This window comes from Streptomyces sp. NPDC059524 (assembly GCF_042749255.1).
GTDB lineage: Bacteria > Actinomycetota > Actinomycetes > Streptomycetales > Streptomycetaceae > Streptomyces > Streptomyces xanthii.
In genome coordinates this window covers 1-14375 of the sequence record NZ_JBHYTK010000113.1, presented here as the reverse complement: position 1 = coordinate 14375, position 14375 = coordinate 1, and the positions used below count along the sequence as shown (strand labels likewise).

The following is a 14375-nucleotide window of genomic DNA, read 5'->3' as shown; positions in this document are numbered from 1 at the left end:
GCCGATAGGTGTGCGCGCCGAAGAAGTCGCGCTGGCCCTGGGTCAGCGCGGCCGGCAGCCGCGCCGCCCGCCGCGCGGCGGAGTATGGGCGCCCCGCCGCGCACCCCCGGGGCGGCCCCCCCGCCGGCCCCCCGCGGCTTTCCCATCTGTACGTTCCAGCGCCCGCCGCGGCCGCTCAGTTCGGTGACGGTCAGCGGTGCCACGTCGCAGCGCCAGAAGGACGACGCGGGCGCGCCCACGGCGTGCACCACGGCTGCTCGCACCACGTCCGGTTCGGCTACGGCCACCACGGGCCCGTCCCCGTCGTCCGGTACGGCCGCATCGAGCCATCGGGCCACGCGGGCGCACACGTCGACCACCGACTCGCCGCCACCGGGAGCGAACTCCGGGTCGCCGAGCCACCGGGCGACCGCCTCGGGCTCCGCTGCGGACACCTCGGCGAGCGTCCGGCCGTGCCAGGTGCCCCGGTCCGGCGGGGCCAGTTCGGCGGGCGCCGTGAAGGAGCCGAGCCCCAGCGCCTCGGCGGTCTCCCGGCAACGGCGGCTGTTGGAGGCGACCGCCGCCACAGGCACCGGCAGCACACCGGCCGCCGCCTCGGCAGCGGCCCGCCCGGCGGCGTCGAGGGGAGCACCGTCGTCGAACCGGGCCTGCCGCAGGGCGGCGTTCATACCGGGAGCGACGAACAGGACACGTCGGTTCACCAGGACTCCTAGTCGTACGGGGGGACGCTCGTACCGGATCCAGCCCTCCGCAGGGCGGTACAGGGCAGGGCGGGGCAGGTCGAACGTACCGGCTTCGTCGGCGCCGGACCGAGTGCGTGTCCGCGTCGGCGCAAGCCACCGTTCACCACGTGATCATGCGCAGGGCCCGCCCGTGTGGGGTGCGGTGGTTACTCTCCGCCGGAAATCGATGCCTGACGATCCGGCAAGGCTGCTTGCTGCCGGAGGCAGGCCGACCGGGGAGGGTTCATGGGTTTCATCGTGCGCGTGCGGGCGGGGCGTACGGGCGTGGCCGTTGCGGGGGCGGCTGTGGCTGTGGCGGTGGCGCTGATCGGGGTGGCGGCTCCGGCGTCGGCTGCTCCTCGGCAGTCCGCCCAGGCGGTTCAGGCGCTGGTCGAGGCGGCGCCGGCTCCGACGGGGCTCACGTACACCTATGACGCGGCGCGCCAGACCGTGACGGTCACCTGGGACGCCAAGGCCGTGGAGGACACCGTCACGCGCAACTACCGTGTCGGCAACTGCGGTCCGACCCCCCAGTACCCCTGCTTCGTCGCTCCCGACATCATCCTGGGCAACAGCTTCTCGTTCACGATGGCGCCCGGCAGCGCGCCCCGGTACATCAAGGTCTACGCCGAGAACGCCAGCCACCAGCTCACGGGTTCGCAGGTCCTGACCGTCGCGGTCTGACCGGGCCCGAGGCGACCGGTCGGCTCCCTCGGCACCGGCTCCCAGGCGGTCGGCGAGCTGGCCGACCGCCTGGACCGGCTCGTCCGCGCCCGCGCGAACAGTACCGGCCGGACCGCTGGTGGCCCGCTAGAAGCCGACACTCGCGAAGACGCTGTACGCCCACAGCGCGACGAGACCGGCCACGCTGAGCAGCACCACCCAGGAGGCCAAGGACATGCGCCGCCCCTTCGGCCTGCGGGCGGGCTTGGGCTTGCGTCCTTGCCGGCCCGCCTGGTTCCCGCGGCCGCGCGGCGCCGGGGCCGGGGCCGTGTCGAGGGCGGTCTCGGCGAGCAGGCGGCGGCAGATGCCGGCCAGCTCCGCCGTCCCGGCCGTGAGGTCGGCCACCGCTTCCAGGCGGGCCGGGGCGGTGGTGCCGCCGTCGAGGATCCGGCCGGCCCGGATCAGCGCCTGGTCCCGCCTGCCGGTCGGCGCCATGCTGATCCAGCGCCCCACATGCTCCCCCCGGATCACCACACCGCCGCCGCGCTCGCGGTAGACGGTGTGCTCCCTCCACAGAACGCCGGCCAACTCGTCGGCGGTCTCTCTCAGTTGCGCCTGCATGACCCTCCCCTGACATGTCCCTGCCTTCGGAACAGACGCCAGACTCTAACCGCCGCCAGAACCGGCCCATGATCGGGCCCCGGCGGTCGGCTCACCGGAAGCCGTGGGGGTCATAGGCTGCGCAGGCTCGGGGAAAGGCGCAGGGGACCTAAAGCGTTGTCATCTTGGAATACGGGCTCAGGATCCGCCTCTGCTCCGAACCGAAGTCCACGAGCGCCGCGACACCCTCTTCCATGGCCACCACCCGGCCGAGCCCGTACACGTCATGGGTGACCTGGTCCCCTACGGCGAAGTGCTTGAGAGCCGGTGCGACGGGGGCTTTGAAGGGGCTGGTGGGCAGGTGACGCTTGGGTACCGAGGGTTTAGTCATGGCTCAGTATGCGCCCAAACGGAGGCCCTTCCCGCCGTCCCTGTCGACCCCGGACACAAAAGGGCAGGTCACAGTGCGTTCCGCGAGCAGGCGATGGCTTCCGGCCTGTCGAAATCGGCCATCGGTGCATGGGATGCTGCTCGTCGGCTCGCGACGGCGTCGTCCGGCGTCCGCTCGCGGCCCGTCCCCGATCAGTTTCTGCCTAGGTGAGCACCACGTATGAGAGAAAAAGTGAGATTCCCCAGTGTCGTCGGCCCCGAGCTGGCCGGGGTGATCGATCTGCCGGAGGGGAAGGTCCGGGGGTGGGGGCTCTTCGCGCACGGGTTCACCCTCGGCAAGGACTCGCCGGCCGCCTCACGCGTGTGCAAGCAGCTGGCCCGCGAGGGCATCGGCATGCTGCGCTTCGACAACCTCGGCATCGGTGACTCCGACGGCGACTGGGGCGACGGTTCCTTCACCGTCAAGGTGCAGGACACGGTGCGTGCCGCGGCCTTCATGGCCGAGCGCGGGACGCCCGTGGATCTGCTCGTGGGGCACTCGTGGGGCGGCGCCGCCGCGATCGCGGCCGCCGGAGAGGTGCCCGGGCTGCGCGCGCTGGCCACGATCGCCGCGCCCGTCGACCCCAGCCACGTCGAGCGGCAGTACGACTCGGTCCTGGACCGCGTGCTCAGCGACGGCTCGCACGGATGGTTCGTCGGCGGGCGGACCCTCGTCCTCAAGCGCGCCTTCGTCGAGGACGTCCGCAAGGCCCACCTGCGCGACAGGATCGGCGAGCTGAACCTCCCGTTCCTCGTCGCGCACTCCCCCACCGACTCCACCGTCGGCATCGACAACGCCGCCGAGATCTTCCAGGAGGCCCGGCACCCGCGCAGCTTCATCTCCCTCGAAGGCGCCGACCACCTGCTGACCGCGCGCGGTCAGGCGCAGCGCGCCGCGCACATCATCAGTGCCTGGGCCGACCAGTACCTCGACGAGGCCCGGCCCTGAGCGGCGGCTGAGGGCCGGGGCAGGCAGGTTCGACCGCTCGACGAGCCTGCCGGTCCGGTAGGCGTTACCTTGAAGTGAAGGGCTCGGTGCCGCATCCCCCGTCGGCGCCGGGCCCTTCACTCGTGCCGCGGTGAGGACTGCGGCTACCTGCCGGCGACCGGCACCCTGTCCGCCGTGCCGCTCGGCGACCGGCTCACGCTCCGCGCCCCGATCACGGCCATCAGGAGCAGCGCCCCGCAGACGCCCGGCACCAGTACGGAGAAGGTGATCGGCTGGGCGGATGTCGACGCGCCGACGAGGTTCTCGGGGTCGCGCACGATGTCGTAGCGGTCGCCGGGGCGGGTGTCGCGGCCGCACCGGTCGCTGTCGCGGAGCCAGAGGACGCGCCCTTGTGTCGTCTCGGCCTTGCAGTCGTAGTCGATGCCGCCGGTCCGCGGTACGTCCTGTTGTCTCACCTCGGTGACCGTCGCCCGTATGTGTTCCCCTCGCCAGTCGAGGACCGCGCTGCGGAAGCCGTTCGGGACCATGAGGGCCAGCAGGATCCAGAGCAGTCCCAGCCCCACCATGCGCTTCTCCGACGGCATGCCGAGAACCAGGAGGAGCACCAGGGATGCCAGTACGAGGGCTGCGTAACCGGTCATCGAGACCTGGGGTGCGTCGTGCAGAAGGGCGGCCAGGACGCCGGCGGCCGTGATCATGGCGCCGCCCGCGAGAGCCAGGAGTGCCCCGGTGAGGCGTGGCCGGGGCGGGGTCCAGGAGCTTCGCCGGGTCAGAATCCTTTCCAGGCGCCGCCCCCATGCCGTCGCCCGCCGCTTCACCCTCGACTGCGCCACTCCTGCCGCCCCCTCGCTCGTTCCCCTCAACTCGCATACCCGGCGGGGGGTGTTCAGCACTCTTGATCATCCCGTCGCCTCTTCCCATACCCCCGCTGGGTAGGGTCGTGCTCGCGATCACTGAGGACTAGGGGGCACGGTGACCACGGAGTTCGGCGCGCTCGACGGCGAGGCGACCATGGCGCTCTACCGCGAGCTGCGGGGGCGGGGGCGGGGCGCGGGAGGTTTCCGGGAGGCGGTCGAGGCGGCCGGGCTGGAGGGTCCGGAGGCGAAGGCGCACCGGGAGGAGCTGGTGCGGCTGGGGCTGATCGACGACGCGGGCGAAGACACTGTCGTGCCGGTGCGGCCGGAGGTGGCGTTGCGGCGGCTGCTGGCCCGGGAGCGGCAGGCGATGCTGGCGAGGGAGCGGGAGGCGGCGTCGGCGTACGCGGCCCTCGGGGAGCTCGCGGAGCGGTATCTCCGCGAGGGGGAGTCCGGCGGGGCGGGGTCGCCGGTCGAGATCGAGGTGATCACCGGGCGGCCGGGCATCGACCAGATTCTGCTGGAGATCGCCGAGTCGGGGCAGAGCGACGAGTCGTCGATGCACCCCGTGGCGTTCCAGCAGAAGCACCTGGACGAGTCTTTGGAGCGGGACAGGATCTCGCTGGACCGAGGGGTCCGGCGGCGGACGCTCTACAGCCGCCGGCTGCTCGGACTGCCTTATCTCGTGCAGCACTTCGACGACCAGGTGAGGATCGGGGTCGAGGTGCGTACCGCGCCCGCCGTCCCGCTCACCATGATGATCATGGATGCGCGGCTCGCCCTGCTCCCGCTGGACCTCGACCGGCCCCGCGACGGTCTGATCGTCGCCCGGGGATCGGCCCTGGTCCGCTCGTACGCGGCGCTGTTCGAATACTGCTGGATGACGGCCACCCCGTACACCGGCGCGGGCGCCGAACCGGATCGGGGCGGGGCGGATTCCCTCACCGAGCAGCAGGTCCTCGCGCTGCGGATGCTGGCGGGTGGTGCGAAGGACGAACGGATCGCGCGGGCGCTCGGGGTGTCGCTGCGAACCGTGAGCCGGCTGCTGTCGGAGCTGATGCAGCAACTGGGGGCGTCCAGCCGGTTCGAGGCGGGCGTGCGGGCCGCCCGCCTCGGGCTGCTGGACTGAGCCGCGGCTCAGGGTCCGGACGGCGGGTCCGTCAGCGGGGTGAACGCGGCTCACAGCCCGAACAGCGGTCCAGTCGGCGGCTGAGCGCCGCTCAGAGGCCGAACAGCGGACCAGTCGGGGGCTCCAGGCGGGTGCCCGGCGCCGGCGGGCACAGGGCCGCGGCGTCGATCGGCCTCGGCACCGGCATGCCCAGCGCGGTCGCCAGCCGGGCCGCGCCGTGCGGCATCACCGGCCACGCCCACGCCGACAGCGCGCCGGCCACCGCGAGGTGAGCGGCGAGCACGGGTGCTGCCTCCCATGTGTTCGCACGGCCGAACTCCACTGCCTGGTCGACCACTTCGTCGAGCAAGGTCACCGCCTGCGCGGCCGCGAAATGGTCCGGGCCCAGGGCCGTGCGCAGTGCGGGGGCGATCCGCCGCAGCCGCTCGGTGAGCTCCGCCCATCCGACGCCGCCCGGCGCCGCATCGGGCACCAGTCCGCCGTGTTCGCTGCGCGCGGCCGCGAACACGCTCCCCAGCCAGCCGTTCCACCGCCCGACGAGGTGCCGCCGCCCCTGCGCCAGCTCCCGCTGCCGGTGTTCCACGGGAGCTCCGTCGGGCCGCCGGAGCAGCACGTGTCGTCGCAGGGCGTCCGAGCCGACCGCCGTCAGCGCGTCGAGCGCCCACAGCGGCGCGGCCGTGACGTAGGGGTCGTTGATGTGGAAGCGCGCGGGCTGCGGGAGGCCGGCGATGCGCAGGAGAGCGGGTACGAGGGCCAGGTGGACGGCGGTGTCGTGGCGGCGCAGGAAGTGGACGGCCTCGTACGGTCCGTCCTCGGCGATGGTCTCGGCGGCCACCAGGTGGGCGAGTGCCGCCGCGAACTGCGGGTCCATGCGCTGCCCCGCGAAACCGTCCACGGGTACGGCCGGGCCGCGGCCGGCGGGGGAGGTCGCGGGCAGGGCGTGGGCCCAGGGCGCCCGCAGCACCTCGTGGTGCGGCTCCAGAGGGAAGAACAGCCGGCGCAGCGCACGGGGGCGAGTGGGTCCGCCGCACCGTGCGCAGTGCGGATCGGCCAGTTCCTCGGGGTCGTTGGGGCGCAGGCACGCCGCGCAGGGACCGGCCCCGCACGGCGCGCCGCATCCCGGGCACTCCCCCACGACGAGACGCCCCACCCCCCACAGCTCGCAGGACGCGCAGTAGGGATGCCGCCCCTCCCGGGCGGTGAGCAGTCCGGCCGCGTACAGCCGCCGGAACCAGGCCGCCACCCTGGCCCGATGGCCCGCGTCGTGGCCGACGCGCACCACGCCGTCGAGGGTGATCTGCGCGTGCGCCCAGTCGGCGGCGATGGTCTCGCCGAAGGACTCCGCGACTTCGGCGGGTTCGCGGCCGGAGCGCAGGGCCCGTGCGAGGACGCCCGGGTGGTACTCGTCGATGGCGGACGTGAACACCAAGGGTTCCCCGTCGGCGCGCATCCGCCGGGCCAGCGCGTCGGCCGCGACGTACGGGCCGGCGAGCTCACCGATGTCCAGCTCGCCGTCCGCGGCGGCCGCGGCGGCGACCACCCACGTCGTGGGCGTCGGGGTGAGGGAGAGGCAGGGGCGGGGGCGGGTGGGCCCCACGACGGGGGCGGCGGTGACAACCGCGGTCACGACACGACTCCTTGCTACGCGGACAACCGGTGGGTGCCTCCCCCGGACGGGCCCTCCGGAGGAGACGGAGGAACGCTCCGCCTGTCCCCCACCCTGCGCCGGACGCGGGCCGGAACGCGAGTGATCACGGTTGCGTGCCTGCGCCATGGCGTGGATGCGCCACGCTCCGGACACCGCCGTCACGGATCTGGAGGGTGCCGCTCCCCGGGTACCTCTGCCGTACGGCAGAGGTACTCTGCGGCGGTGAGCGAAGTCTTGGACGAGGGGCCGTTCTTCCACGGTACGAAGGCCGATCTGCGGGTCGGGGACCAGCTCACGGCTGGTTTCCGCTCCAACTACCGGCCGGAAGTCGTGATGAATCACATCTACTTCACCGCGCTGCGGGACGGCGCGGGGCTGGCGGCCGAACTCGCCGCGGGCGACGGGGATCCGCGTGTGTACCTCGTGGAGCCGACCGGGGAGTTCGAGAACGACCCGAACGTCACCGACAAGAAGTTCCCCGGCAATCCCACCCGTTCCTATCGCAGCCGGGAGCCGCTCCGGATCGTCGGCGAGGTCACCGACTGGACCCGGCTGACGCCCGAAGCGCTCCGGATGTGGCGGGACCGGCTGGCGGCCATCCGTGTGGACGCCCGCGCGGAGATCATCAACTGAGCGGGCCGCTCGTGCCCGCCGGGGGCGGTTGAACCGACGGGTTCGGCTACAGGCGCCAGGTGCGGATGCGGTCGGCGGCCGTGAAGACGTCGGTCTTGCCGGTGAGGATCTCGGCGGCGAGGTCGACGAGTTCGCCGTAGGGGGCGTCGATGCCTTCGCCGCTCGCGTGCATGTAGGCGATCGTCACCGCGCAGGCGAAGCGGACGTTGTGCGCGGGCAGCGGCTTGAGGAGCAGGAACGTGTGGAGGAGGGCGGCGGCGCGCCAGGAGGCGTCGGAGTCGGTGCCGGCGCGGGGCGGGTCGACGCGGTGGCGGGCGACGGCGGCCATGAGGGCGGAGAAGTCGCTGACCGTGGGGTGCTCGGGCATGGCGGTCTCCTGCTGTTGCAGGAGCCAGCGCATGTCGACGTGGAGGACGGGGGGCATGGGTCAGGCGGCCCGGCCTGTCGTGCGGGTGGCCGGTCCGTCGTCGAGGCCCGCGGCCTTGATGGCGTCGGCGAGGGCGGGGTCGTGGAAGGTGCGGGCGAAGATTTCGGCGCCTTCCTTCAGGGCCCGGTGGCGGGCGATCTGGTCGGCGGTGGAGGCGCGTACGAGGGCTTTGAGGGTGACCCCTTGTTCGCGTGCCAGTTCGCGGAGCTCGTCGAGCTCTTCTTCGCTGAATTCCACATTCAAGGCGGGCATGGTTTCAGGGTAGCGGCCGGGTACCTTGTCTTCAATCGTTACAGGTCAGAGCATGTCATGTGAGGTACCTGGCGACAGTGGAGGGTGGTAGGGGTCATGATCGGGGGGACGGGGAGCGGTTCGAGGGCTGGGGGAACGGGATGCTGACCGGGATCGTGATCGACGCTGTCGATGTCGTGGGGATGGAGCGTTTCTGGCGGGGTGCGACGCAGGGGCGGACGGACGGTCTGCGGCTGCGGTGCGTGCCGACCGGGCAGCCGAAGGGGGCGTACAAGAACCGGCTCCACCTCGACCTGGCCGGTGGACCGGACTGGAAGGCGGAGGTGGAGCGGCTGCTGGCTCTGGGGGCGTCGCGGGTCGACATCGGTCAGGGGGAGGTTCCGTGGGACGTGCTGGCCGATCCGGAGGGGAACGAGTTCTGTGTGCTGCGTCCTGGCCACCCGGGGGTGCTCGCCGATTCCGGTCTCGTCGCGATCTGCCTCGATGTCACCGAGGAGGAGCGCGAAGCTCAGTCGGTCTTCTGGCAGGCGCAGGCCGGGTGGCAGTCGGTCGAGTCGCACGACTGGGGCGTCCGGTTGCGCCGGACGCCCACGAGCACGGTGTCGTTGGTGATGGGGCCGCCGGCTGCGGAGAAGGCTGTGCGGAACCGGGTGCGGCTGGAGGTCAGTCGCACCGGCGGTGAGCCGGGCGAGTTCGTCGATGCGGGTGGGAACGAGTTCCAGGTCTCGGGCTGACGCCTGGTCGTGCTCGGTCAGTGCGAGGTCACCGCACGACGAGTTTGCTGCCCGACCAGGTCCAGTCCTGGTTGGTGTTTCCGGCCGTGCACGACTGCAGCATGACGATGTCGCCGTTCCTGCGGTCGTCGCCGGCGTCCATGCACAGGCCGGTGTCGTTGTGCACGAACTGCAGGCCCTGGCGGGTCCAGTCGACACGGCTGTCGCCGACGCCGCAGTTCCACATCTGGACCTGGCCAGCCTGGGTGGGCCAGTTGTAGGCGCACTTGATGTTGTCGGTCGAGGTGCTGTCGGTGGACTCGAGGTGGTTGCCCGCGTACTGCCAGTCGGAGGCGTACGGGGTGTTGTCGAGGTCGTCGCACTTCCAGATGCGGACCGGATCGTGCAGTCCGGCGTCCTTCGGCGCGACCAGGCACATGACGGGGACCGGGACGTTGACGTTCAGGGTGCCCTTGGGGCTGTAGCGGGTGCCTTGCGGGTTACGGAAGTTGAAGGTTCCGGTGCCGGTGGGGAGTTTGCCGAAGGGGGCGTCGTCGGCGACGGTGACCTTGGGGCGGAACTGGCGGTAGGTGTTGATGTTCCAGCTGCTGTCGCCGCCGTTCTTGCTGTAGGCGTCGCAGGTCAGGGTGCGGTCCTCGTTGCTGCGCCGGCAGTTGCGCAGGCCCACGTTGGTGAAGCCCCAGCTCTGGCCGTTGGCGCTGTAGAGGCTCGGCACGGTGGTCTGCGCGGCGAAGGTGGTGTGTTCGGGGGCGGTGAAGACCACCGAGCCGCCGGTCGGGCTGATGGTGTGGTTGCCCCCGGTGTTCTGGTAGGTGAAGGGGACCTCGGCGGTGGCGCCGCGGTCGATGTCCACGCTCTGGGGCACGTCGGCCGCCGAGGCGGTGGTGGCGGTCGAGATCGCGGTGCAGGTCAGAGTGAGCGCGGTGGCGGCAACGCAGGCCGTCGAGCCGAGCCGGTGACGCAAGGAGGTCATCGCACGCTTTCGCTGGAAGTGGGTGCCTCTCCCGGCCCATGGCCGCACGGGCGTTCCGCGCCCTGGGAGGCGACGTCATGTTCGCGCGAGCGTGCACACGTGTGTGCACGCCATGCGTGCGCACACGTGGTTTCGCGATCACAACCACACGTCAGGCCGAACGGCCGGCGGGATTCCGCCGGCCGTCGCGTCGTGACTCCATGGGAGGGCTCGCCCGTTCCTACTCGGTCGTGTGCGTCGGGTAGACCTGGACGTCGGTGTAGGCGCCCTTGATGTCACCGGCGTTCGCGGGCCAGTTCAGGGTGACCGTGTGGGTCTCGTTCGGGGGTGTGACGAGGATGTGGGTGGGGGACGCGAGGCTGTTGCCGGTGTTGTCGATGGTGTAGGCGAGGTTGAAGACGGCGGCGTCGCCGGGCTTGAGGACGGTGATGCGGGGCTGGGCGTTGCCGCGTTCGATGGGGCTGGTGGTGTGGTCGGCGTCCTTGATGTCGACGCCGGCGAAGCCGGTGGCGGAGCAGGTGGTCGAACCGCGGTTGACCATGGTGATGTCGATGCGGCCCTCGGTCTGGTCGGGGGCGGCGTCCGCGGCGTCGATGGCGAGGTCCTCGGTCTTGCAGATCGGGGTCTTGCGGGTGCCGGTGCCGGAGTTCGCCGTGCCGTTCCCGGTGTTGGAGGACGTGTTGTCGTCGGCGTCGGTCTTTGGGTTGCTGGCCTGTGCGCCGCCCGTGGAGGTGGTGTCGTCCGCGGGCTTGGCGTCGTCGTTCGTGGAGGAGTGTCCGGAGGAGGACGAGCCCTTCCTGGAGGAGGAGCCGTGGCCGGATCCGTCGCTGTTGCAGGCGGTGAGCGAGAGGGTGGCGGCGACGGTGATGGCTGCGAGTGCGGTGACGCGGGTGTGCTTCACGGTGTTTTCCCCCGGTGGACGGCGCTGTGCTGTGGTCGGAAGTATTTGTATCTCGCACCGAGTCACAGGCGGTGTCCCGCGCCGTCTTCGTTCTGTCACAGGGGTGTTGGTCCCTCTTCCGGCCTCATCGGGGGGTGGGGACGGCTTCCGGTTCCGTGGTGGTGTGCTGCGGGGCCGGGGCGGTTTCGTTCGCGGGCTTGGACCGGGCGAGCCAGAGGCCGGTGAGGACGGCGGTGGCCAGGGTGACGGCTCCGGCGGCGAGGAAGGCGCTGTTGAGGCCGGCTTCGAAGGAGGCGCCGCCGGCCTGGCGGGTGCGGACCACGGCTCCGAGGAGTGCGACGCCGAGGACGGCGCCGATCTGGCGGGTGGTGCTGCTGATGCCGGAGGCGAGGCCGCCTTCTTGCGGGCTGACGGCCTGGACGGCGGCTCCGGTCAGCGGGGAGAGGGTGAGGGCGAAGCCGGTGCCGACGATGGCGAGGCGCCACCAGACGTTGACGTAGGCGGTGTCGGCGTGGACGGTGCCGAGTGCGAGGAGTCCGAGTCCGGCCAGGACCATGCCGGTGGTGACGACGATGCGGAAGCCGTAGCGGGCGGCGAGGCGGCCGGCGTAGGGGCTGACGACGACCATGGCGAGGGAGACCGGGAGGGTCTGGAGGCCGGCGCGCAGGATGGAGCTGCCCTGGACGTGGACGAAGAACTGGGAGAAGAAGAACGACGAGCCCATGAGTGCGAAGCCGACGACGACCATGGCGGTGTTGGAGACGGTGAACAGGCGCTGGCGGAACAGGCGCAGCGGCAGCATGGGGTTGGAGCGGCGTGCTTCGACGGCGATGAAGGCGGCGAGGAGGACTGCTGCGGCGGCGAAGCCGGCGAGGATGAGTGGTGAGGTCCAGCCGCGGGCGCCGCCTTCGATGAGTGCGTAGGTGAGGACGCCGACGCCGAGGACGGAGAGGGCGGTTCCGGGGACGTCGATGGCGGGGGCGTGCGGGTTGCGGCTCTCTTGGAGGGTGCGCAGGCCCATCAGGAGGAGGATCGCGCCGATGGGGAGGTTGACCAGGAAGATGGCGGGCCAGCCGAAGGCTTCGGTGAGGACGCCGCCGGCGACGGGGCCCGCGGCGAGGCCGATGCCGCTGAGTCCGGCCCACAGGCCGATGGCCTTCATGCGTTCCTGCGGTACGGGATACGCGGCGGCGAGGAGGGCGAGTGAGGCGGGGCTGAGGGCTGCGGCTCCGATGCCCTGGAGGATGCGTCCGGCGATGAGCCAGCCGAGCGAGGGTGCGAGGGCGCAGACGAGGGACGCGGTGGTGAAGACGACGACTCCGGTGAGGTAGACGCGCTTGCGGCCGAACCGGTCGGCGAAGACGCCGCCGGAGAGCAGCAGCATGGCGACCAGGAGGACGTAGGCGTCGACGATCCACTGGAGGCCGGTCAGTGAGGTGTCGAGGCGGTGCTGCATGTCGGGGAGTGCGGCTCCGACGATGGTGTTGTCGAGCAGGACCATGAACTGGCCGAGGCAGGTCACGGTCAGGAGTACGGCTCGGTGGGGGCCGTTGTGTGTGGTCGCGGGTGTCGCAGCAGTCATATGGGTTGCTCTTCCTCTCACCCTTTAACGCAGTCGGTGACTGCGTTAGGCGACCATAAGGCGAGCCGACCCACAAACGCAAGTCCCGACTGCGTTAAGGTGGGGGCATGAACGAAGGACAGCGAGCCCGCAGGCCCGGCGGGCGCAGCGCCCGCGTCGGCGCACAGGTGCACCAGGCCGTCTCCGAACTCGTCAGCGAGCGCGGCTACGGCAACTTCACCGTCGGCGAGGTCGCGGCCCGCGCGGGCGTGGCCGACAGCAGCGTCTACCGCCGGTGGGGCAGCCTGGAGGCACTGCTCAGCGAGGTGGCACTCACCCGCCTCAACGCGCAGTCCCCGATGCCCGACACCGGAAGCCTGGACGGCGATCTGCGCACCTACGCGGCCGCCGTGGCGCGCGAGATCACCGGACCCGACGGACTGGCGCTCGTACGCCTGGCCGTCGCCCTGTCGAGCGACGGACCACAGGGACTGAAGGCCGGCGACGCCCTCTTCGCCGAACGCATGGGGCAGTTGCAGTCCATGCTCGACCGCGCCGGTGACCGCGGCGAGCAGGTGCTCGACGCACTCGACGTGCTGGACCACATCCTGGCGCCGATGTACATCCGGGTCCTGTTCGGCATGGAACTCACGCCGGAGTACGTCGACGGGTTGGTGGACCGGCTGCACCGACCCGGCGCCTGACGCACCGGCCGGCGCCACGGCGCGCGGTCGTCCTCCCCGTCATTCCGGACGGACCGGCCGCTGCGGTGCGAGGTACGCGCGCAGGGCGACCGGTTCCTGAAAGGTGCCCAGGGCCACGTCGACACCGTCGGTGAGGAAACGTTTCTTGCGGGGGGCTTGGCGAGGGGGTTCGGCGGCAACGTCCACCCGGTCGCCGTCCCGGGCCCGGCCCATGCTCTGCATCGCCTCGGTGAACGGGCGGAGCAGATCGAGGTTGCCCGGTTCCACCGGGCCGCCCGCGGCCCCGGCGGCCACCGTCTCCGTCCTGACGATGCCGGTGAGACGATGCTCGAACTCTCCTTTGAGGCGTTCGAGCGTGTCGAGCAGGCCGGAGAGCGTGGCGCTCTGCGGGCTCGCCGCCGCACCCGGTCCACCGCAGGAGCAGGGTGGCCGGTGCTCGGCGGCGGTATCGAAAATCAAATGGTCATCCATGTGCACGACCACTCAACGAGCGTGACCGCTTCATGGAACGCCGCACCCCGGACAAGTCACCCGGCGCGAGGGACGGTTCGGGGCGGACAGCCGCCGCCGGCCGTCTTCTCCCCTGGTTCTCAGCGGGAGCCGAGGGTCCAGCGGGGTCCGCTGGGGCTGTCCTCGATGACGAGGCCGGACTGGCCGAGCCGGTCGCGGATCGCGTCGGCGGTCGCCCAGTCCTTGCGGGCCCGCGCCGACTCCCGCTGGTCCAGCACGAGCCGCACGAGGGTGTCCACGACCCCGTGCAGATCCTCCGTCCGGTCACCCTCCCCCGCCCAGTGCGCGTCCAGCGGGTCCAGACCCAGGACGCCGAGCATCGCGCGGACCTCGGCGAGACGGGCGACGGCGGCTTCCTTGTCGTCGGCCGCCAGCGCACTGTTGCCCTGCCGCACCGCCGTGTGCACCACCGCGAGCGCGCCGGGCACACCCAGGTCGTCGTCCATCGCCTCCGCGAACGCCGGCGGCACCTCGTCCGCCGCGGCGACCGTCCCCCCGGCCAGCTCGGTCACCCGCTGCACGAAGCCCTCGATCCGCGCGAACGCCGACTCCGCCTCGCGCAGCGCCTCCTCGCTGTACTCGATCGTCGAGCGGTAATGCGGAGTACCCAGGTAGTAGCGCAGCACGATCGGCCGCCAGTGCTTGACCATCTCACCGACCAGCACACTGTTGCCCAGCGACTTCGA

The 14375-nt window shown here is 71.7% G+C and carries 17 protein-coding genes and 2 pseudogenes; 6 read left to right on the top strand and 13 right to left on the bottom strand.

Annotation, left to right across the window (positions count from 1 at the left end; all coding sequences use genetic code 11):
• Positions 1 to 121: pseudogene (locus ACFW9D_RS26950) on the bottom strand (hypothetical protein); the annotation flags it as partial.
• A gap of 85 nt (positions 122 to 206) precedes the next feature.
• A pseudogene (locus ACFW9D_RS26945) lies at positions 207 to 668 on the bottom strand (histidine phosphatase family protein); the annotation flags it as partial.
• 300 nt (positions 669 to 968) lie between these two features.
• Between ACFW9D_RS26945 and ACFW9D_RS26940 the strand changes: the two are divergent.
• Positions 969 to 1406, top strand: a complete 438-nt coding sequence (locus ACFW9D_RS26940; RefSeq protein ID WP_384625791.1) for a hypothetical protein — start codon at positions 969 to 971, stop codon at positions 1404 to 1406.
• A gap of 126 nt (positions 1407 to 1532) precedes the next feature.
• On the opposite strand, the gene ACFW9D_RS26935 is transcribed toward ACFW9D_RS26940, so the two are convergent.
• Positions 1533 to 2006 (bottom strand): hypothetical protein, encoded by a 474-nt coding sequence (locus ACFW9D_RS26935; protein WP_384625789.1) that lies wholly within the window; start codon positions 2004 to 2006, stop codon positions 1533 to 1535.
• A gap of 148 nt (positions 2007 to 2154) precedes the next feature.
• A complete protein-coding gene (locus tag ACFW9D_RS26930) occupies positions 2155 to 2376 on the bottom strand; it encodes a hypothetical protein (RefSeq protein ID WP_223206499.1) in 222 nt (73 codons plus the stop codon).
• 231 nt (positions 2377 to 2607) lie between these two features.
• On the opposite strand from ACFW9D_RS26930, the gene ACFW9D_RS26925 reads away from it, so the two are divergent.
• The gene (locus tag ACFW9D_RS26925; protein ID WP_384625786.1) at positions 2608 to 3363 is read left to right on the top strand and encodes an alpha/beta hydrolase family protein; all 756 of its coding nucleotides are present in this window, start codon (positions 2608 to 2610) and stop codon (positions 3361 to 3363) included.
• Positions 3364 to 3506: 143 nt separating this feature from the next.
• Here ACFW9D_RS26925 and ACFW9D_RS26920 read toward each other — a convergent pair whose 3' ends face one another.
• Complete coding sequence (locus ACFW9D_RS26920; protein WP_384625783.1) at positions 3507 to 4061, bottom strand: hypothetical protein; 555 nt, start codon at positions 4059 to 4061, stop codon at positions 3507 to 3509.
• Between the two features lie 274 nt (positions 4062 to 4335).
• On the opposite strand from ACFW9D_RS26920, the gene ACFW9D_RS26915 reads away from it, so the two are divergent.
• Positions 4336 to 5346 carry a LuxR C-terminal-related transcriptional regulator gene (locus tag ACFW9D_RS26915; RefSeq protein ID WP_384625780.1) on the top strand — a complete coding sequence of 337 codons (1011 nt, stop codon included), beginning with the start codon at positions 4336 to 4338 and terminating at the stop codon, positions 5344 to 5346.
• Positions 5347 to 5437: 91 nt separating this feature from the next.
• Here the strand turns inward: ACFW9D_RS26915 and ACFW9D_RS26910 are convergent, their stop codons facing one another.
• Positions 5438 to 6973: a class I tRNA ligase family protein gene (locus ACFW9D_RS26910; RefSeq protein WP_384625778.1), complete on the bottom strand. Its 1536-nt coding sequence runs from the start codon at positions 6971 to 6973 to the stop codon at positions 5438 to 5440.
• A 243-nt stretch (positions 6974 to 7216) separates the two neighbouring features.
• Here ACFW9D_RS26910 and arr point away from each other — a divergent pair, with 243 nt between their 5' ends.
• On the top strand, positions 7217 to 7627 hold the full coding sequence (arr, locus tag ACFW9D_RS26905) for an NAD(+)--rifampin ADP-ribosyltransferase (protein WP_188341984.1): 411 nt from the start codon (positions 7217 to 7219) through the stop codon (positions 7625 to 7627).
• A gap of 46 nt (positions 7628 to 7673) precedes the next feature.
• Here the strand turns inward: arr and ACFW9D_RS26900 are convergent, their stop codons facing one another.
• Positions 7674 to 8051: a toxin Doc gene (locus tag ACFW9D_RS26900; protein ID WP_384625776.1), complete on the bottom strand. Its 378-nt coding sequence runs from the start codon at positions 8049 to 8051 to the stop codon at positions 7674 to 7676.
• A 3-nt stretch (positions 8052 to 8054) separates the two neighbouring features.
• Positions 8055 to 8306 carry a hypothetical protein gene (locus ACFW9D_RS26895; protein WP_188341982.1) on the bottom strand — a complete coding sequence of 84 codons (252 nt, stop codon included), beginning with the start codon at positions 8304 to 8306 and terminating at the stop codon, positions 8055 to 8057.
• A gap of 140 nt (positions 8307 to 8446) precedes the next feature.
• On the opposite strand from ACFW9D_RS26895, the gene ACFW9D_RS26890 reads away from it, so the two are divergent.
• Positions 8447 to 9040, top strand: coding sequence for a VOC family protein (locus tag ACFW9D_RS26890; RefSeq protein WP_384625772.1), 594 nt, complete (start codon positions 8447 to 8449; stop codon positions 9038 to 9040).
• Between the two features lie 28 nt (positions 9041 to 9068).
• Here the strand turns inward: ACFW9D_RS26890 and ACFW9D_RS26885 are convergent, their stop codons facing one another.
• The 3 genes from ACFW9D_RS26885 to ACFW9D_RS26875 all read right to left on the bottom strand — a co-directional run bounded on the left by ACFW9D_RS26885 (position 9069) and on the right by ACFW9D_RS26875 (position 12496).
• A complete protein-coding gene (locus ACFW9D_RS26885) occupies positions 9069 to 10013 on the bottom strand; it encodes a ricin-type beta-trefoil lectin domain protein (protein WP_384625769.1) in 945 nt (314 codons plus the stop codon).
• 220 nt (positions 10014 to 10233) lie between these two features.
• On the bottom strand, positions 10234 to 10914 hold the full coding sequence (locus ACFW9D_RS26880) for a DUF4232 domain-containing protein (protein WP_384625767.1): 681 nt from the start codon (positions 10912 to 10914) through the stop codon (positions 10234 to 10236).
• Between the two features lie 124 nt (positions 10915 to 11038).
• Positions 11039 to 12496: an MFS transporter gene (locus tag ACFW9D_RS26875; RefSeq protein WP_384625764.1), complete on the bottom strand. Its 1458-nt coding sequence runs from the start codon at positions 12494 to 12496 to the stop codon at positions 11039 to 11041.
• A 107-nt stretch (positions 12497 to 12603) separates the two neighbouring features.
• Here ACFW9D_RS26875 and ACFW9D_RS26870 point away from each other — a divergent pair, with 107 nt between their 5' ends.
• Entirely contained in the window at positions 12604 to 13179 is a 576-nt protein-coding gene (locus tag ACFW9D_RS26870) for a TetR/AcrR family transcriptional regulator (protein WP_384625762.1), read from the top strand.
• A gap of 39 nt (positions 13180 to 13218) precedes the next feature.
• Here the strand turns inward: ACFW9D_RS26870 and ACFW9D_RS26865 are convergent, their stop codons facing one another.
• Together ACFW9D_RS26865 and ACFW9D_RS26860 are read right to left on the bottom strand one after the other, a co-directional pair.
• Positions 13219 to 13662: a hypothetical protein gene (locus tag ACFW9D_RS26865; protein ID WP_384625760.1), complete on the bottom strand. Its 444-nt coding sequence runs from the start codon at positions 13660 to 13662 to the stop codon at positions 13219 to 13221.
• A gap of 107 nt (positions 13663 to 13769) precedes the next feature.
• The coding region (locus tag ACFW9D_RS26860) for a DALR domain-containing protein (RefSeq protein ID WP_384625757.1) at positions 13770 to 14375 on the bottom strand (606 nt) is incomplete at its 5' end.